This window comes from Fuerstiella sp. (assembly GCA_022447225.1).
In the GTDB taxonomy this organism is placed as follows: Bacteria; Planctomycetota; Planctomycetia; order Planctomycetales; family Planctomycetaceae; genus S139-18.
Genome location: JAKVAZ010000006.1, coordinates 513511 through 533197 on the forward strand (window position 1 = coordinate 513511; position 19687 = coordinate 533197).

A 19687-nucleotide genomic window follows, 5' to 3' on the forward strand; every position below is an offset into this window, starting at 1 on the left:
CCAGATCCAAAATACGGTCCGGCACCAGGTCGCTGTGCCTGAATCTTCCCAAGACTCCGGACACCAGCCCAACAGTTGACCGTTATCAGTGCCATTTTGTTTGACAGAAGACTCGCCCGTTATGCGTGTGGTCCACCGGCTTGTGGTCCACCGGCTTGTTGGCCACCGGGATACAGATTGTCAAACCCTGCGGTTTGGGCAGACCGGGCCAACGAATTGGTTGCGATGAGCTTATCAGTCTCCTCTGCCCTCACAACAGATGTTTTGCCTGTGCCGACTGGTCAGCCGCTACCGATATGTACGGACGCAGACTGATTCCTGCCCGCGACAGAACTCAATTTTGTCGGAGTCACGGACGGACTTAACGGCGAAATCCGCCGAACATGATCAGTTTGTCGTCCAAATCGCCCGATAATGACACTGCCGAAACAAAAAACGGCCAGTGTTATTGCGGGACGTTCACGACTCACACTCCTCAAACATCGGAGCCGGGAGACATGAGGTCCCCATCGCTGCTGCAGACAATCTGCTTCATCATCAGTATTCCCGTATTTCTGCCACAGACGCACGCTCAACTCGTGCCTGGCAGTGGAATCCAGCTGAGCAAAGTCGGAGACGACTTTGAAGACCCCAACTGGAAGTGGATTGTTAACGGCCCCAAGTCCAGCCGTGAACAGGATGGTAACGTCCGCAGACCGTCCGGCTACTCGGCAAACCGTCGCTGGTTTGAAAGTCCAAAACGCGGTATGCCGGACATCATTGAACGCGTTACCACTCCGGCGAACGGTCTGCCCGGCAGTCAGGGTGCACTGCGTCTGCAGACACTAAATACGGGTATCCCCGGCCAGCCGAGCAATCAGATGGAACAGGACGACTTCATTATGTCGTGCTCGTCTCGCATTGGTACGCTGAGTGTGGAAAAAGGTCCCAGCTGCACAGTCCGGATCTGGCTTCCTCCATTCGAAAACTGGGAAAACCGTTCCGGCAGTCACTTCGGATACCGGGCAGACCTGAAAACCACGACTTCCGAGAAAGAAAAACGCTTGTTTTTCACAAAGTCAGTCAAGAAAGCCGAATCATACTGGCCAGGCTTCTTTATTGAATTCCACAGCAGTCACGACCCCCGTTTTGTACAGGATGAAGCCGTTTTGCTGATTCGCGGAAACAACGGTGGTCATGAAGTACGCAGCCTGTCGATCACTCCGGGCTGGTGGACCCTTGGCATGTCATTCACACCGGACGGACGAGTGCACTACTACGGTCGCAAAGGCGTCGACGATCTGAGAGCACAAGACCATTTGTATTCCAGCTTTCCGTACAGCTATCGTGCGGAGCGATTCGCCACTCACTTTTTCAACTCCGTGAACCACAACGACGGTCGCACCTGGTCGACTCCCGTCATCATCGATGAACCGGCTGTGTTCGTTCAGCGTTAAGCGGTTACCCCCTTTGCTGTAATGATTCAGTCAGGTTAACCCGGCCCCGGTGACGGTGACGGACCACAGCCGGAACAGCAACGAACAGCAGGCCCCGGCGCTCTGCCGGGGCCTGCTGCGTCGTTCCGGAATACACAACTTCAACCGCGATCACTGGCGGTATTCCGGTGGTACGGGAACGGCCCCATCGTCTTCAGATAAGGCAGAAGCTGCCTGATCCAGAACAGATGTCGTATCACGTTGTGTCAGCCGTGTTTGCTGTCCGTCCGTGATTCCCTGGTTGACAGCACGGATATTTGACTCGCCCGATTCTGTCAGCCTGCTGATTTCCACCAGTGGCTGAATCGCCTGTGCAATGCGTCCAATACCGGTATCCGACAGCGCCAGTTCAATCAGTACCCGACGAAGATCACTCAGACCGGATAAATCACGGGAGATCTCCGCACACAGTGTGTCCATCGCTCTGAGATCGCCGGCGGCAATCGCCAGCTTTTCGGTTTGCTGATTTAGCAAACGGTTCGTGCTCAAAATCTCATCCAGATTTTCCTGAGCAACTTCAGTGTTGATGGACTGCTCACAGAGCGACTGGTTCATCGCCACAAGAATTCGGGCATTCTCTTCTGCACGCTGAACGTCATCGTCTCCTTCAAGAATCTGGTCCTTGAGTGATGCGAGCTGACCGGCAGCGAATCGAGCCTCGTCAAGTCCCGGGGCTGTCGCGGAAATCGCATCACGCAACCCAACGAACTGACCAAACTGACGCGACGCCACTTCAATACCCACAGATTCCTCGGACAAACGGGTTGTCAGTTCATCGAGTCCTTCCAGACTCTGGCGCGCCGATTCCAGGTTCTCACCGGAAGCGACCATTCGATCGCGAAGCGCTACCATATTGTCAAACTGTTCGGCTGCGCCCTCAAGTTCTGCTGCCCCCGCAATCATACGCTGCGTCAGATCTGTCAGACCGGCTATGCTTGCACTGGCATTTTCATATCCGTTCGACGCGGCAATCACACGATTCTGAAGAGCAACGATGCCGGAGAACGTGTTGTCCGCAACATGAGTCTGTTGACCTGTGTCAATAATGTGCGATCGCAGAGCATCCAGTCGCGCCAGTTCGGCCCGGGCTCCTTCTGTGAGAGCCCGACTACTGGAAAGCTGGTAGTTGAGAGCTTCGATTTGGTCCAGAGAGGCGAGAGCGGCCTGAGCTGCAGCTGCTTCATGCACAACACGTTCTCTCAGAGATTCCATTTTCGCGATGGCAGCGTCAACTTCCTCCAGACGATCTGCCTGTATGTCCAGACTGGTAAGCAGATCGTTGGTTCGCCATACGGAATCTCGCACCGAAACAAGCCGCTGCATACTGTCGTCAGACTGGTCCAGCTGGCTCTGGATCTGATCAAGTCGCTTCTGCAGCGGCCCAACCATCATGAGCTGCATTCCGAAGAATAAAATAGCGAGCGACATTAGAATCGACACTGACATGAACCTGCGAAATCCCCGCTGTTGCTGCGTGGTCGTTCTGCGAAAAGTCGTGTGATTGCTCACGATTTTGCTCCGGAAGAATGTATTCAGACATCAGGAATTTCGTTCACCGGACTGGCCGAAAACTCTTCGCACTCCACGAAGATCACGCAGTCACATAAACCTGTATCGCCATTTACAGGCTACGCATTTTTCCAAATCGGCAAACTTCAGCAATGGGTGCCGATTCGCGCGCGACAACGCAGGTGGATGCACTCAACCTGACTATAACGGTTGTACAAAGTTAAAGAATTGGAATGCCGGATGCGTTAAGACACTCGCCAGGCAGCAATCACTCCCCCCAGCGACTGGAGAAGTGGTGTGTGATCTGCAACTGATCACAGATGCGTGCCACAACAAAATCGACCAGATCGGCAACGGCCCGCGGCTGATGATAATATCCTGGCATCGCCGGTAACACGACTGCCCCCGCATCGGTGACTGCCAACATGTTCGAAATCGTGATTCGACTCAAAGGCGTTTCACGGGGCACAAGAATCAGCTTGCGTCGTTCTTTCAGATGAACATCCGCCGCGCGATGAATCAAATTGGTGGATGCGCCCGAGGCCACGGCAGACAGCGTTCCGGTCGAACAGGGACAAATAACCATTCCACGAGTTTCGGAAGAACCACTTGCGATTCCTGCAGAAAAGTCCAGAGCATGATGAATACGCAGTGAACCGCTCAATTCAGCCGTTTCGGTCGGTTTGAAACTCCATGATTCTGAGTTCCTGTCACTCAGACAACCGGCAATCAGACACTTCCATTCCGACTCCGGTGCGGTGTCAGAAGGAAACGGCGTACCGGTCTCGTACAGCATAACCTGTCTGGCAGCCTCACTGACGACCAGATCGACGGCATGATCACCCTTCAGAAGTCCCTGGAGCAGTCGAACGGCATAAGCCGCCCCGCTGGCCCCGGTGATGGCAACAACGACGGAGATATCCTGCTTCATGTTATGGTCCGAAAGAACGTGTGTCGCAGATCTGATTGTGTCCAACCAGTGGAACAGACTACGATATCAGTTGGGTAACCTGGTTCAGAATAATGTAACAATTCAAAAAACATCTGATGAACACACATTTCCCGATGAACAACGACTGACTCCGTGATCACATACCGAAGTCTTAAGAAACTCCTGGGTGAAACCAGTCTGGAACGCAAGTGCCGATATCTGTTTGGTGCGGCTCTGCTCGGCCTGATCACAGGAAGTTTCTGGCTGCATGCTGCAAAAACCCGACAGCTCGTTCGGAATCAGCAGGTACTCGGAGCCCAAACGCTGTTGTCAACTTTTTTTCTTAATCGCCATCTCAGCCTGTATCACAAACAGGGCGAATCGGGCGGTGAAGATCACGGACGTCCTTCCGCTCTGAACGAACAGGCACAGAAACAATCGTTTGCTGATTTTGCTGAAGCGTTGAGGTTGACTGAATCCACGGATCCGGGCCAGCCCCGCTGGTTTCTCAGCCTGACCGCAGATCCTCAAATGGACGATGCCGACTCAAACGCGCGTCGTAAATTTGAATCCGGAGAAGAAGACGATTTTAGTGAGTTCATAGAAGAACCGGACGGTTCCCGATCGCTGAAGTACGTGGCTGCAATTCGCGCGACAGTTGACTGCCTTGGATGTCATCAGAGCGCAAATCAGTACCACGCCCCCGAGTACACACCGAACCAGTTTGTTGCAGTCGCCACCGTAACGATCCCCATGGCTAGAGTCGATCAGGAACTGAGTGTCAGTAACGCTGTGTTCGTGGGATCAGCAATTATCACAACCGGACTGGCCATGCTTGCTGCCTACATTATTGTGCGCTACATCGTCGTCAAACCGGTACTGCACCTTAAGGACGTCAGTGACGCCATCGCAATGGGAAACCTTACGCAGCGTGCAGAGATTACGACAGGTGACGAATTTGAAGAGCTCAGCCATGCGTTCAACCGGATGCTGCGGCACATGACGACAGTGAATACGGAATTAAGAACAGTCAATGACAACCTGGATGCCAAGGTCGATCTGCTGGCTCAGGCAAATATGGAAATGTTCAACAGCAACCGTCTGAAAAATGATTTCCTCGCAACCGTTAGCCACGAACTGCGAACTCCTTTGAACAGTATCCTCGGATTCAGTGATATTCTGGCCGGTGCCGTCAATCTGGATGAACGACAACACCGTTATGTCGACAACATTCAGTCGTCCGGTCGCAGCCTGATGAATCAGATAAACGATCTGCTGGATCTGGCCAAAATTGAAAGCGGTCAGCTGGAAATTCAGGCCGGCAGTCTGGATCTTCCCGAACTGATCAACCACCTGGTCCAGCAGGTGACACCGCTCGCGGAACAAAAGAACATCAACCTGCGAGTCACACATGCCTGGCCCACTCTGCCAAAACTTCACCAGGACGCCGGAAAGGTCCGACAAATTCTCACCAATCTGCTGTCGAACGCCATCAAGTTCACACCTGAGGGCGGACGAGTTCGGGTCAGTTCACGTCAGTTAAAAGGAAAAGCCTCCGCGAACTCCACCGGCAGCGATCAATCTTCGAACATCATTGTCACTGACGATCTGGTCGAAATCGCTGTCGAAGATACGGGGATCGGCATTCCCATGCAGCAGCAGGAAGACGTCTTCGAAAAATTTCGTCAGGGGGCGACTCTCCCGGGACAGCCGGATCATTCGAAACGTGAATATGAAGGTACAGGACTCGGGCTGTCGATCGTTCGCGAACTGACGCGACTTCTGGGCGGTGACGTGAGCCTGGAAAGTGAGTTCGGCAAAGGCAGCGTTTTTACCGTAACTATTCCGATGACTGTCCGGCCGGTTGAAAAGAAAACAGAACCCACACTGGACAGCCCGACCACGGGACTAAGTCGGATCACCTCCGTGAATCTCATGAACCCAGCTTCATAAGACGGCACTCCGCACTCGGTTCTGTACACAAAACCGAGTACATTCAACCGGTGCGCAGCCCCTTCGTGCGGCACAATCTGCCGGTCTCAGGATATCGCTTCACGATGTCAAGCCGCAGACATCAACAGCCTCGTAAACGCAGCGCCTTCTTCTAAATTGATTCAAGTGTCAGATTGGTCGCAATCGATACGATCGATACAAAGTGTCACCATGAGTCCGACCATCATGAGTGCTGCGCATTGAAACTGTCCGGCTGCTGACCATCTAACGGCCCACCAAGATTTCGCGGAGAGATTCGGAATGGCAATTCTAAACTCTGGATTGAAGTCCCTGTTCGTTGTTGCCCTGCTGATCGGCCCGGCGAATGCAGACGTCAAATCAATTCCGTTGCCGCCCGAAGCACCCGTAAGAAACGTAGACATTGATTCGGCCGACGCGCAGGGCACGAACATCCAGCCGGTTCTCAAACGATCCGCAGCCGATACTCAGTCAGCAAACCCAGCCGGCCCGTTTTTTTTTTCCCACGGAAGACCGGCAGCCACTGATGCACCGCTGAAAGTCAAAACCAAATCGGACATGCAACGTCCAAGAATGCATATCACGGTAAAGCCGACGCTGGAAACGCCACTGCAGTCGCCCCCAAAGATCGCACCTGAACGGAAAAATATCGGTACCGGTTCTCCCGTCATCCCGCTGCCGACGACCGCGAGATCATCTTCGGGTCACAGTTCACTAATTCAACAGGTCGCCGGCCAGTCGGATGAGACCTATCTCGATTTTAGTCAGGTTGAGGAAACACCGGACGTATCAATTGACGAATCTGATCTACCGGAATTCCGGATTTCAGAGGAAGCAACGGAAACAACTTTTGCAATCGAAGATGACAGTAGGCATGAGGAACAGGATTCCGTCGAGTCAACATTGAATCTGAACACGGAACCGCCACATTTTGACGTCACAGACCCTCAGCCGGAACATGCATTCGACCAGAGTGATTCGGATGACACCAAAACCTTCCAACGTGACGAAGACAGTACTTCAAACTCGGTTCTTTCGGCAGTCCCGGACTCCAGCATCAACAGTTTGCCTTCAGAGCATACCGGGGCACAACAACCGACGGTTGAAGTTGTCTGGCAGCTGAAGGGGACGCTGAACATCGGACAAAAGAGCCAATGCTCCCTTATTGTGACCAACACCGGTTCCAGTCTCGTTCGCAACGTCACCGTGGAGGCCGCGATTCCCGACGGAGTCGATGTATTGAGCGCTTTTCCGGTGCCGCATAAAACTACTTCCAGGTGGTCAGTGGGTGACCTGAATGCCGGCGAATCACGGTCGATCGAAATGGTCGTGGTTCCTCGAAAACCGGGAAACATCCCGTTTAATGCTTTTGTTCGATTCACCGGATATTCAACGTCTGTGCTGACTGTTCAGGAACCGATGCTGCGAATGGCAGTCCAGGGACCAGATTCGGTCAATGTAGGTGATCAGGCCGGCTATAAGATTCGGGTTGAAAACCCGGGATCCGGAACTGCGCATAACGTTGTTATCGAGGCGCACGTGCCCGACGGCATGCTGCATCGAAGCGGCAGTATTCCAAGGATCCATGTCGGGACACTGAATCCTGGTGATTCGCGTCAGGCTCTGCTGAATTTGACAGCGTTGGACGGTGGGACATACCGCCTAGCTGTGCGAGCCGTCGCAGATGGAAACCTCAGTGACGAAGCACGTACAGAAATCAGAATTGCCAGGCCAAGTCTGGCGATTTCAATGAACGGTCCAAAAACAGCCGACATCGGTACACCGATCAACTATGAAGTCATTGTGAAAAACACCGGAGATGTCCCGTCAACAAATGTACGCGCCAAATACCGAATTCCAAATGACGCCCGCTTCGTAAAAGCTGACCGGGGCGGCGTGCATCAGTCAGGAGAACAAATCATCGACTGGTTTGTTGGGACGATCCAGCCCGGAGAATCAACCCGCTATCAGGTCACGCTGAAACCGGGAGCCCCGGGAACTGCAGTCCATCGCGCCGGTGTCAAGTCCGAGAACACGTCCGTTACCATGGTCAGTCACACGACACTGATAAGCGGTGTTCCGGATTTGCTGCTGAATGTTGACACGGCTGACGCTGTGTCAATTGTAGGCGAGGAAACCATTGTGCGCATCCGTTTGAGAAACGAAGGCAGCGCTGACGCTGAAAAAGTGGGCGTGATCTGTGAACTTCCATCCGGTTTAAAATTCGAAGCGGCAGACGGCCCTGTTGATTTTCTGACCCAGAACGGAGTGGTGATGTTCCGTTCGGTTGATGCTGTTGAAACAGGGTCAGAAATCACTTATCTGATCAAAGGAAAATGCTTGCGACCGGGACGTCATCACGTTCGTGTACGAGTCGGAAGTCAGTCACTTTCAGATCCGGTCATTGGTGAAGGAACGGTCAACGCCGGAAACGTTCGCTGATTCACGCACACCGCAAACAGGCACTCAACAGCCACTGACAAATGAAAAGCATACGCAGTCTGGGAAGACTGAGAGCCGGCTTGTTGCGGTACGAAGATTCTGCGACGATTGCTGCTTAACATCGGCAGATGTCGGTAGGTCCAGGCCAGATTCCGTGCCCAGCAGCAATCATCATCGCATGTCCCTTACGAGCTTTCCGCCGAATACGAAACCGGTGCGTGCTCAATCTGTCCGATCGTATCCGGGAAATCAGTGGATAGCGGCAATGTGCTTTTTGGCACTGTTTCCACTGACAGGGTGCCGAAGCGGCCCAAAGATCTGGAATGACAAACGCCCGGTGGCGCATAGTGTACGTGCCGGTAATGTGACGATTCGCAGCAATTTCGTCATTTCAGATAAGGCCCCAATTATCCAGGAGCTGGAACAACTGCAGCTTGATATCACGCAGACCCTTCAGCTACCAACACCTCGCGACCCGGTGATCGTTTATCTGTTTTCCGGAGAATCCGAATACCGCAGGTACATGCGAAAAACATGGCCGTCATTACCGGCTCGCAGGGCGTATTTCATCGGCACCTCCCGTGAATTGGCGGTTTACTCATTTCACGGACCGCATGTCGAGGAAGATCTGCGCCACGAACTGACGCACGGACTGCTGCACGCGACGCTCACATGCGTTCCTTTATGGCTCGACGAAGGTCTTGCCGAATATTTTGAGGTGCGTGGGTCGACCGCAGGTAATCTGCATTTGGAGCACTTGCAGACACTGCAGCGGGCAGCACGCAAAAACTGGAACCCGTCAATCGCACGTCTTGAGAGAATTGACAAGTTTCAGGAATTCAATCGTCACGATTACGCCGAAGCATGGGGATGGATACACTTCCTGCTTCATGACAGTCCCGATGGGAAACAGGTACTGCTTGATTTTCTGAACCAGCTGAAAGATTCAGACTCTGTGGGGTCATTCGAGACCAGATTGCAGCCTTTCCGTCATCAGCTGGTGACATATATCTCAAATCTGAATGATTCTGCGCAACGTTCATTTCTGCGTCTTTAATTCATTTCTGCGTCTTTAAACAGCCGTTTGATCTGCGGCCTGCCAGGGACACCTCAGAATATCCCTCGCACCCGAATCTACAGTCCAAACTGGCTGCACCAGGCCGTTTTAGCTGTACAAACCGCAAAACAAGAACCCAAAGGTTTCCTGTTCTCTGCAAATCGCGTTTTGACCGGTGATTCCGCCACGCGTATGATGGTTGACGGGTCCTGCAAACAGGAAGCTGTTCACGGTCTGTTCTCAGCTGGAATCATCAACCCTTCCACGGTCTGTGCGTCACCGACTCACGTAGCTCCGCTTTAGCACACAAACTTTCTGACTCGAACCTCATTCGTCTTGCTATCATGAGTATTCCGTCCGGCTCAAAGCTTGAAGATTCAGGGTCGGCGACTCGTACGCCGCCACCCAGAGTTCCGATGGCTGAGCTCCCGCTGGTAGCAGATCGTCAGCAGACTGTGGTGACATCGTCGACCGACAAAAACGGTATCGACCCGGTAGAAACGAACGCACCAAATACCGTGTCACCTGATCCGGTCAATGCTCTCTTTTCAACAGACGGACCAGACATCGTTCCCGGTTCCGTGATGCTGGAACATTTTGCGGTTCAACGCAGAATTGGTTCCGGCGGCATGGGTAGAGTCTTCCTGGCTGAAGACACAACATTACGACGTCCCGTCGCCTTAAAAGTTTTAAATCCGGTCTCGGCCGCAGAACCTGCACTGCTCGCCAGGTTTCAAAATGAAGCCCGATCAGCTGCACTGCTTCGGCATGACAATATTGCACAGGTGTATTTCACCGGTGCCAGCCACGGCATATATTTCATCGCCTGTGAGTACATCGTCGGCCGGACACTTCGCGAACTCATCGACATTCATCAGACGCTTCCGGCTGATTCGGTTTTGAACTATGCAGTTCAGGCGACTCTCGCGCTCAACCACATGCATGCTTTCGGCGTTGTCCACCGAGACATCAAACCCTCAAACATCATCGTGAGCGACGAGGGCCGGGTAAAAATTGTGGATCTGGGACTGGCTCGCCGGGACAGTCCGGATTCGATCTGTGATATCACGGTGGCAGGAAGCACTCTGGGTACGTTTGATTATCTCGCTCCGGAACAGGCACGTGATCCTCGTGAAGCCGATATTCGCAGTGACATTTATTCACTGGGGTGCACGCTTTACCATATGCTGACAGGCCGGCCGCCTTATCCCGAGGGGACCGCACTGCAAAAACTGCTGGACCATCAGGGCAAGCAGGCACCCGATCCGGCTCGGATCAACAACCAGGTTCCGGGCGACATTGCTGACATCGTTCTGATGATGATGAGTACCGATCCGGCAGATCGGTATCAGACGCCAGGGGAACTGCTTGCCGAACTGATTGAAGTCGCCACCAACAGGGGGCTGCAGGGCGTTCCTGCCGATGGGATCATCTGGCAGAAACTGGAAGAACCTGCGGGACGACGCCTTTCCGGTGTCATGCTCCTGCTGGCTGCCGTGGTCGTTTTCTGTGCGACTGCACTCACCCTGCACTCCGTCCCCGGTGATCCTGAAGGCCACCACGTGCCACCGGTTACTCTCGAATCTTCACTGACAGCACCCGTCACACAGGTGACAATCCCTGTTGTTGGTCCACCGATTCCGGACGAACATCTACGCAATCATCAGGACCGGCCCCCTTCAGCAACGGTATCAAACGACGGGCCAATGCCTTTCGTTGTCCATTTTGCTGATCGCACCCGGACCGGCTACGGAACACTGCGAAAAGCCATGTCGGAACTGCAGGAAGGGGCTGCGATCGAACTAGCCTTCAATGGCGTGCAGCCGGTGCGCACCGGCCAACTGCCGAAAAAACATCACGAGACCATACAGCTGTACGCGGCTGAAGGAGTTTACCCGATCCTGGAGTTCCGCGGCAGTGAGGAGGATTCACAGAGTACCGGAATGTTTGAACTCAGTAACTGCAGTCTGTCGCTTGAAGGCATTGGATTGAGACTCGTGATGAATGGAGCGGAAACGGACTCGGCATGGAGCATTTTCAACTGTGCGGGGTCAACCCACCTGGACCTGCGACGATGTTCCATTGACATCGTCAATCCCGACATGGCGGAGGTGGAAGTCTGCCGGCTAAAAGAATCGACTTCAGAGAAAGAGTCCCGACACGTCACAGATGTCAGTCTGACTGACGTGGTCGTGCGTGGTACAGCAGACATGTTCCATCTCGAAAGCCAGACCGACGGACTGATATATCTTGACAACTGCGGGTTCGGACTTGACGGACATTTGTTAAACAACACCGGCAGCACATCAATGGAACTGCCGGGCACACTGGAGCTGGTTCTTCATCACGTGACATGTATCGCAGGCGAACCACTGATTCGGATCTTCGAAACGGAGTTCTCACCGTCGCGTCGCATGATTTCAAATCTCAAAGTTGACAGCCGCGCCAGCGTCTTTTGCAGTACGGTTGAGGACGGAATTCTGGTTGATTCCGAAGGAACCGGACTTCTGGACGAACTAAGCGAACTGTTGCGATGGAACGGCGACACGAACCTGTACGACCGTTTTGAAACACTCTGGAAACTCAAAGTCCCAAACTCCGACGGGGATTATCGCTCGTTCAAACTGATTGACTGGAATCTGTACTGGAAACGGACTCTGGGGTCTGAACTCAAAGAGTTAGCATTCGACTGGCAGAATGAACAGTTTCAGTCCGGAACCTATGATGCCGACGGCTTTTCTATTCTCAATCGCCTGCAGCCGGACTGGTTTCGGATTGACGGAACACAGGAACCGCCGATGTACCTGGAACGTGAAGTTCCAGGAGTTGTCGTGCGCCGACTGCCGCAATTTCCGAAATTGCCAGAGAACTCAGACGATTCTCTGCTGTCTGAAGGAACCTCAGTCACCGAGTAAAATTCATCAGTTCGAACGTTCGCGAAGCTGTCTCCGAATCCTGAACCAAGATCGTTGCCGGCTTAACGCGGAACCCTGCAACTCGTCTGATGCAGGCCGGGCGCAGAATCACAGACTCCATTCGATTAGATGTTCCTCCATATGATCGGGTATCGTTGTTTGTCAACAGCCGACCACGAGTCAGCAGGACCGTCCTGTCAAATGTGGCCCCACGACTGAAGGATCCCCCTCCTGAAATACTTACGAAAATCCAGACTGTTTGATCAGAGTCCCGAATATCAATACACAGGATGCGTAAAGACGGCGATGGTCAGCTGATTTGCAGATACTTTGATGACCCGATCGCCATGGATTTGAAGTCCGGCTCAAAAAACCTGCTCAACCAGCGAACAGCAGAATGACAACTGCTCGACAGGCGTGACCAGCGATGGCCATATTTTCACCAGACAAATCTCAGAAAAGTGTCTCGACAAGCCAACATTTGTGGATAGACTTCTTGCCCTTCGTCCGGTTCATTTTCCGGTGAACCAGGCGTTGGTTCGCAGGGTTTGTCGAAGACGTACACTGCGGAAAACATACATTGTCGCGGGGTGGAGCAGTCTGGTAGCTCGCGAGGCTCATAACCTCGAGGTCGTCGGTTCAAATCCGGCCCCCGCCACTGACACCCGGAGTCACGAACCATCGTCGACTCCGGTTTTTTTTTGCGCCGACCAAATCGCCCGCTCAAACCCGGCGCAAGGGCAACCGACCGTCCGATTCCACGAACCGACCCGGTGACCACCCCCACCTAGCTGGTGACATCGAACCGTGGAAACCTGCTCCGGGGCATGAACATCCCTTCCTCCGGGTAAGCACCCTATTCGTTGTTTCGTAAAGTCGATGAGCGGCGCAGGAAATCCCGGTCGCTCGCAAAAAAAAAAGACAACCCCGTTCCAAACCATTGAGTTCCGGGTTGGATTTAAACTGACAGCCTCTACCAGGAAAAACCGGTTCGCTGAGAAATCACGAACGTACCTGTCATTACCCGAATCAGCCATCGTGAAGTCCAACCAAGATGAACACGATTCGGATCATTGATCTGCGATATCAGGCACGACCCCCAAAGTCTCAGCCAGTTCCAGCAACAGACGTTCGGGGACACTCGCCTGAGCCCGATGTGCCAGTACCGTGCGGCCGAGGTCCGGTCTGTCCGTAATGATTCCGTCGACTCCGCGACCGATCAGCGTGGACATCGTCACTGCATCATTGACTGTCCAGGCATAAATCTCGCGAGCGTGTTTGTGTGCAGCTGTGACGCCTCCGTGCGTCACAAATTCCGCATTAACAGCCAGAAAATCGACATCCAGTTTCGACATGTCTCCGGCCGCGACCGACAACAACAGACCGACCTTCCAGTTCGGGCGCAGAGACTTTACCTTCTTCACTGCATTCACACTGAGCGACATCAGCATGACATGATCTGTCATCCCTGCGGACTCGACGGCCTCAACAACACGCTGTTCCAGCTGCTGATCATGACCGTAGTATTTCAGTTCGATCAATACACCGACCTGACCGCGGCATTCCTCCAGAACCGCTGCCAGTGTCGGAACACGCTGATCGGAGAATGCAGCGTCCATCCAGCTTCCAATGTCAATGGATCGAACATCGTCACTCGTTGCGTCCCAGATCTTCAGCCCCTGACCCGCAAGCTTCATGAAGTCGCTGTCATGAAAAACCACGACCGGTCCGTCCGAGATTTCCTGAACGTCAATTTCAATCCAGTCGGCCCCGTCGGCGATAGCCTGTCTGACAGCAGCCATCGTATTTTCCGGTGCAACCTTTGATGATCCTCGATGAGCAACAATCCGGACATCACGGTCAGTACTGACATTGTAAAGGGCAAGAACACCGATACCGACGGCAGCTAAACACCCAAGACCCGACAGCCACTGCAAACGTCTTCGGGTGACTCGAAACCGGCCGCCAGTGTTCCGTTTTTCGGAGATGCGAAAAGGACGTGTGTTCGCGTCTGCAACACTTCCACAGCTCTGATACAGGCTCCAGTGCAGGGAAGCAAACGTTGTGATCAACACCAGATTGAGCAACAACTGAACGACCGCCCACACAGCAAGGCTCACCCCAACAGCAATCGTCAGTAATGGCAAAGAAGAGGCAGCGGAAGGAACAACCAGTTCCCCCAGCCACAGGACCGCCCCGTGGGCCATGGCCGAAATCAGCGCCACAGCGATTCCCCACAGGGAAATCCAAAACGTCAGTTTCAGACGCTGACCTGCAGCACGCTCCCGACTCACACGCAGCGCCTGAATCGGGCTGACGTGTTCAAACAGAACGATCGGCAGCGCAAACATCCAGTTCGTCATCATGCGCAGGCCCATCAGTACCAGTACGACAACAAGCACAGCACCAATGCCCGCGGCAGCCAGAAACGCCGGTGGTTTCTGATGCAAATAAAAATTGATGTCATAATCGGTCAGCAACATCCGGAACGTCAGTGCCCCCGCGGCCAGCAACGGCGTCACTATCAGCAGGCTCGTTCCCAGCATACGAACGATCACTACACTCATTCGCCAGGCATTGACAAATGCGAACAGGATGGCATCTCTGACACGTACGTGCCGATACTCGTCTGCTGCAAGAACGGCCAGCAGCACAGCTAACTCCATCGCAGCAATCGCAGCCCACAGAACACCAACGGTAATCAGACAAATCCAGCCTGCCGGCGACAGAAAGAACAACAGGATGTCCAGGTCCGCCAGCACCGTCTGTCCGGACAATGCCAAAAACAGGCGAAACAATGCAGCCACCAGTGGCGTCAACAGGACGAACGCCACCATTTTGTAGACGACATCGGTCGCCAGCATCAGATTCCAGCGTCCGAAGAAACAGGTCAACCAGCTGCCAACAATGGAATTCGACTGGTCAACAGTTTCCATGACTTCAGGCCGGCACACGAATCCTGCGGTGTTTTCCAGGCTCGAAAAAAGGCATCTCAAATCCATCCACAGGCAGCTGACAAGCCTCCCGTTCATCCGAAAGGAACGTCTGAAACTCGGTAGAACGCAGCGTCGGACGCGACACGCCCCCGTCCGGGATCGACTGAATGATGATCACATCTGTGCTCCATGGCAGACAAACGGTGAACAGCTTCGCGGAAACCGCCATGCATAAATCATCGAGACATCACAACTCAGCGCCGGCTGATCTGTCGACTGCTGCCGGCGACGTATCCCGGATGTTTCCGCATAGCCGCCCGCTGTGCTGCCAGGCTGTCGTTGGCGGGAACAATGACCTTCATTGGACGACCGTAAACGCCGCGACCGGGCACAAGCCGGACTTCCCACAGTGACGTGACACCGGCATCAACAGCCAGCAGCCCCAGCTGCATCATTTGAATCTGACGGCTGCCTGCACCCGCCGGCCTTTTACGACGCTGGTGTTCGGAAGCCTCCGTGCGAATGAACAGATCCTCCTGTTCCTTTTGATCCTGAGTGGCCTCTTTCTTGCTCCACTGTCGCCACCCTTTCTCCAGCACCTCACGATCGTCGTCTGAAAACAGGAACAGAGGAACGGCATACTGATCCCCGCTTTCGAGCATCATCCGAACACCATCAACCTGAATGGATCGTTTTTTTCCGCGCAGCTGTTTCGTCCATTCTTTGAAGTCCTCAACCGTCTTAACCGACTCGTCTTCAGTAGCAGCCACCAGTTTCGGCAGCATCGCCTGATAGACGGGATCAATGTCCCGGAATGGTCGGCGGTTGACATACGGAACCCCACTTCGATTTTCGATCTCCACGGGGCCGCTTTTGTAGCCATGCACCTGTCCCTTCACCTTCAATCCGGATTTCAAAGTCCACGTGTGAATGTCCCGACTGACACGTGAGCCTTCATTGTCGAGGTACCTGGCGACATACATTCTGTCCGACTCACTCAGTTCACTGATCTGAACCGACTGCAGTTCACCTTTGCGGTCACGAAGCACAACTAACCGGGAACTTGCAGCCAGAAATTCCGCCTTCCAGTGATGCCGACCCGTAGCATCGGACCAATCACGTGCTTGGCCCGATCCATGAATCAGCAGAGTTGTCATGCAAAACAAAACCACTCGCTTTAGAAGTCTGTTAGGTTCTTTGGCTGTCATGTTTTTGTGGCTCCGTTGAGATCCCGACACCGACTGACAGTGCTGCAGCGGCGGAGCTTTGGTTCCTGGCACGGTGCGTGTGACTGTCAGAGAAGATCAGATGCTGAGTGACAATGCAGAAAAACGCAAGGCACCGGCAGCGTGCTGACCACAATCTCATGGAAACCCAAAACAAAACAGCGTGTTGGCTGATGAAGAGTCGATTGTCGGGCGCTGTGGTTCGGAAAGTAATTTCACTATTCAACCCGGTCGTTTCCGTAGCGATGTCCTCTGCATCAACCGACATGAGGATCAACGGGGATCAGGTGCAGCCCGCAGGGGTCTTGTGTGAACAACCGGACAGCCGTCTCGGGTCAGCAACACATCAAACAACGACAAAACCGGATAAAAATGTAACCGCGTTCTCCCTGCTCAAACAAAGCTTCCGCCTGGAGCCATGTTTCGAATACCTCTTGCCCCTGAAAGCTGTCTCCAAATTTCCGGCTCAGGAATTTTTTGAGGTGTCTGTTGCCCCGCAGATGATCAGTTGCCGTCAACAGCATCGTCACGGTATCCGCCAAAATCCTTTTTCTCATCCAGACCAATGACTTTCAAAATCTCAACGAATTGTGGACCGGGACATTTCACACAGCGAAATCGACCGTCACGATATCCCTTCCCGTTATCGAGTTTTGAATGCGCCAAAAACATCTGTTGCTGAATGGGTGTCGTGATGAACAGTCAAATCGAACAGCTAAAACAACAAGTGGCCCGGTTACGGGCAGAGCTTCATGAAGCCCGACAGAACGATGCCTCTGCCTACTATTTCTCAGATCAGGCGCGGCAGGAGTTTACTAAAACGTCACAACTGCCGATTACCGGTCTGCCAGCCAAAACCGTAAAAACAATTATCGAAAACAATCATCTGCTTGACTTCAATCAAAAACTGAACACCTCATCTTATGTCAACGTGAGTCTGGAACCGGAAGAAGAAGAAATTGCCCTGATGGGCCTGCGAGTCAACCTCGCGGACCAGACGGTCTATCCCCGATCGTATGAAATACACGACACGGTAGTGAATCTGATTGCACGTCTGTGGAACTGTCCTGAACCGCAAACAACAGATGATCAATGTGGATTTGCCGGAGCCGGAACGGTCGGTTCCACGGAGGCCTGTCTGCTGGCGGGACTTGCACTGAAGTTTCGCTGGAGAAAATGGTATGCACAGCGCAAAGGTTTGAGTACAGATGCCGTATCCGGCCTGCGACCGAACCTGGTCATTTCGTCCTGTTATCAGGCGGTCTGGGAAAAACTGTTCAAATATATGGATGTCGAACCGCGTCTGATTCACCCTTCACAGCGAACTTTCACGGTTGACCCCAATCGTGTCCGGGACGCCATTGATGAACAAACCATGGGGATCGTGGGAATCATGGGAAATCACTATGGAGGCCATTACGATCCGATAGGGGACATCGATCAAATGGTCGGTGAAATTAATTCGGCCGAAGATTTTCAGATTGGAATCCATGTTGATGCGGCCTCCGGCGGTTTCATCGCCCCCTTTCAGAACACACTTCCAGCCTGGGATTTTCGACTTCCACACGTGCTGTCAATTTCCACAAGCGGACACAAGTATGGAGAATCCTGCTGTGGCACCGGCTGGGTAGTGTGGCGCGAACGTAAAGATCTCAGTGAACACGTTGCAACCTCAGTCACTTATCTCGGGGGACGGGCGGACTCTTACACACTTAATTTCTCTCGTCCCGCCAGTGGCGTTTATGTGCAGTACTACAAATTGCTGAGGTATGGCCAGACGGGCTACCAGCAGTGTTGCGACAACATGATGAGCAATGCCCGGTTTATTCGTGACGGACTGCAGGCACTGACTTATCAGGGTCGACCACGCTTTATTTTCCTTGATCACGGAGACACTGAATGCCTGCCTGTCGTCAGTGCAATGCTGAATCCGGAATGCCGTTTTTCCTATAATGACATTGATCTGCAGCATGTACTGTCCCAGTATCACTGGTACGTCAGTGGCTACAGAATGGCACTCAACCACCCGATCACCGAAGAAAACATTGCCCTGTTTCGGGATGCAACCCCGGATCAAACCATGTTCCGCATTGTGGTCAAAAACAATCTGACCCGCGACATGGCCGAAAATTTACTTGCCTCATTCAAACAGGCATTCGAGTTTCTGGACGCCGTTGACTTCTCTGCGCTGCATGATTTCGAGAGTAAAAACCTTCGCCCGCAAGATCGCAGCACAGTCAGTCGACACTGCTGAATCTGCAACGAAACCAGGCAATACAGACAGTTGGTCTCATGAATAAATGGGAACGCTTTTACGGAACACCAAGAAGTCGATTCTGCCAACAGACCCTGCTGGATTTTTCTGCCGGCGCGTTCCGAACCGAGAAGTGAATCGACATTCATATTTTCTGAAGCCCTCGCTGCCGAACAAAACCGATAAAATAAAGATCTACACATCAAAACCCTCAGCATCCTGTTTACGACAAATGGAGATGCGGTGAATTTCCATGTTCGCAAAATCAGATCTGCCACACCCGGTAAACGGCGTTCCGAACGACCCGTATTTAGCATTCGCAGTCTGGCAGGACAGTACATTCGCGGACAGCTGCCCCTGTGGGTAAGCGGTCCCGTGACACTGGGACTGGTCATTCTGATCGTGCTCATCATTTCACTCTGGCGCCGTCCTTTACCTGAGCGAAATGGAAACTTCCTCATCCTCAGGGGAAAGGTGTCTCGCGCAATCGTGACTGAAAAACATTCGGACAGGAAAAACCGGCTCACCGGTATTCCCTATCGACCGGGAATACCGTATCTGCCCCACCATCTGACTTTCAAATCCAGTAAACATCGGGTGGATATTTACGTCTTTCGGCAGGATACCGGTAATCCGACCTCCCTGATTGCTGATATGCTCAGGCTGACCGAACAACTGGAACAGGGCGTGATCCCGCAGAACACATTTGCCCGGGGCAGCGGAATGCGGGGAAGAATACCTTTGTATCACCGGCCCTGGGGCTGGACACAGATGCTGGTTCTGATTCACGCTGCTCACGGAGACACCACAGTTGAACTCAAAACCCACTATGCCCCCTGATGATCTTCGGTGAAACTCAGAAGCAAGTGCCGGTACTGACCGGCAACCTTCTTTGCCGGCAGGTTTGCTCAAACGTACTCGTTCTGAGTATTTCAGCGTCGACCGATATCGCTGAAGAAGCAGCGTTGGCG

Annotated in this window: 13 protein-coding genes and 1 tRNA gene; 8 read left to right on the forward strand and 6 right to left on the reverse strand. The window is 53.2% G+C overall.

Annotated elements, in window-relative coordinates:
* Nucleotides 1-497: 497 nt before the first annotated feature.
* Entirely contained in the window at nucleotides 498-1436 is a 939-nt protein-coding gene (locus MK110_06495; GenBank protein ID MCH2210933.1) for a hypothetical protein, read from the forward strand.
* Nucleotides 1437-1586: 150 nt separating this feature from the next.
* On the opposite strand, the gene MK110_06500 is transcribed toward MK110_06495, so the two are convergent.
* The 3 genes from MK110_06500 to MK110_06510 all read right to left on the reverse strand — a co-directional run bounded on the left by MK110_06500 (nucleotide 1587) and on the right by MK110_06510 (nucleotide 3915).
* Nucleotides 1587-2867, reverse strand: a complete 1281-nt coding sequence (locus MK110_06500) for a hypothetical protein (GenBank protein ID MCH2210934.1) — start codon at nucleotides 2865-2867, stop codon at nucleotides 1587-1589.
* Nucleotides 2836-3015, reverse strand: coding sequence for a hypothetical protein (locus tag MK110_06505; GenBank protein ID MCH2210935.1), 180 nt, complete (start codon nucleotides 3013-3015; stop codon nucleotides 2836-2838). The genes MK110_06500 and MK110_06505 overlap by 32 nt, the downstream gene beginning before the upstream one ends.
* 237 nt (nucleotides 3016-3252) lie before the next feature.
* Nucleotides 3253-3915: a UbiX family flavin prenyltransferase gene (locus tag MK110_06510; protein MCH2210936.1), complete on the reverse strand. Its 663-nt coding sequence runs from the start codon at nucleotides 3913-3915 to the stop codon at nucleotides 3253-3255.
* A 153-nt stretch (nucleotides 3916-4068) separates the two neighbouring features.
* On the opposite strand from MK110_06510, the gene MK110_06515 reads away from it, so the two are divergent.
* From MK110_06515 to MK110_06535, 5 genes are all read left to right on the forward strand, one after another.
* The gene (locus tag MK110_06515) at nucleotides 4069-5868 is read left to right on the forward strand and encodes a HAMP domain-containing histidine kinase (protein ID MCH2210937.1); all 1800 of its coding nucleotides are present in this window, start codon (nucleotides 4069-4071) and stop codon (nucleotides 5866-5868) included.
* A 300-nt stretch (nucleotides 5869-6168) separates the two neighbouring features.
* Complete coding sequence (locus tag MK110_06520; protein MCH2210938.1) at nucleotides 6169-8328, forward strand: hypothetical protein; 2160 nt, start codon at nucleotides 6169-6171, stop codon at nucleotides 8326-8328.
* A 265-nt stretch (nucleotides 8329-8593) separates the two neighbouring features.
* Nucleotides 8594-9385, forward strand: coding sequence for a DUF1570 domain-containing protein (locus MK110_06525; protein ID MCH2210939.1), 792 nt, complete (start codon nucleotides 8594-8596; stop codon nucleotides 9383-9385).
* A 344-nt stretch (nucleotides 9386-9729) separates the two neighbouring features.
* Nucleotides 9730-12300, forward strand: a complete 2571-nt coding sequence (locus MK110_06530) for a serine/threonine protein kinase (GenBank protein ID MCH2210940.1) — start codon at nucleotides 9730-9732, stop codon at nucleotides 12298-12300.
* Nucleotides 12301-12884: 584 nt separating this feature from the next.
* Nucleotides 12885-12958: transfer RNA gene (locus MK110_06535), tRNA-Met, on the forward strand.
* Between the two features lie 412 nt (nucleotides 12959-13370).
* Here the strand turns inward: MK110_06535 and MK110_06540 are convergent.
* From MK110_06540 to MK110_06550, 3 genes are all read right to left on the reverse strand, one after another.
* Nucleotides 13371-15236: a glycerophosphoryl diester phosphodiesterase membrane domain-containing protein gene (locus MK110_06540; GenBank protein ID MCH2210941.1), complete on the reverse strand. Its 1866-nt coding sequence runs from the start codon at nucleotides 15234-15236 to the stop codon at nucleotides 13371-13373.
* A 254-nt stretch (nucleotides 15237-15490) separates the two neighbouring features.
* Nucleotides 15491-16444, reverse strand: coding sequence for a hypothetical protein (locus MK110_06545; GenBank protein MCH2210942.1), 954 nt, complete (start codon nucleotides 16442-16444; stop codon nucleotides 15491-15493).
* A 522-nt stretch (nucleotides 16445-16966) separates the two neighbouring features.
* Entirely contained in the window at nucleotides 16967-17128 is a 162-nt protein-coding gene (locus MK110_06550) for a hypothetical protein (protein ID MCH2210943.1), read from the reverse strand.
* A 28-nt stretch (nucleotides 17129-17156) separates the two neighbouring features.
* Between MK110_06550 and MK110_06555 the strand changes: the two genes are divergently transcribed.
* Both MK110_06555 and MK110_06560 read left to right on the forward strand, forming a co-directional pair.
* Nucleotides 17157-18716, forward strand: a complete 1560-nt coding sequence (locus MK110_06555) for a pyridoxal-dependent decarboxylase (GenBank protein MCH2210944.1) — start codon at nucleotides 17157-17159, stop codon at nucleotides 18714-18716.
* Nucleotides 18717-18959: 243 nt separating this feature from the next.
* On the forward strand, nucleotides 18960-19556 hold the full coding sequence (locus MK110_06560; GenBank protein ID MCH2210945.1) for a hypothetical protein: 597 nt from the start codon (nucleotides 18960-18962) through the stop codon (nucleotides 19554-19556).
* Nucleotides 19557-19687: the final 131 nt, after the last annotated feature.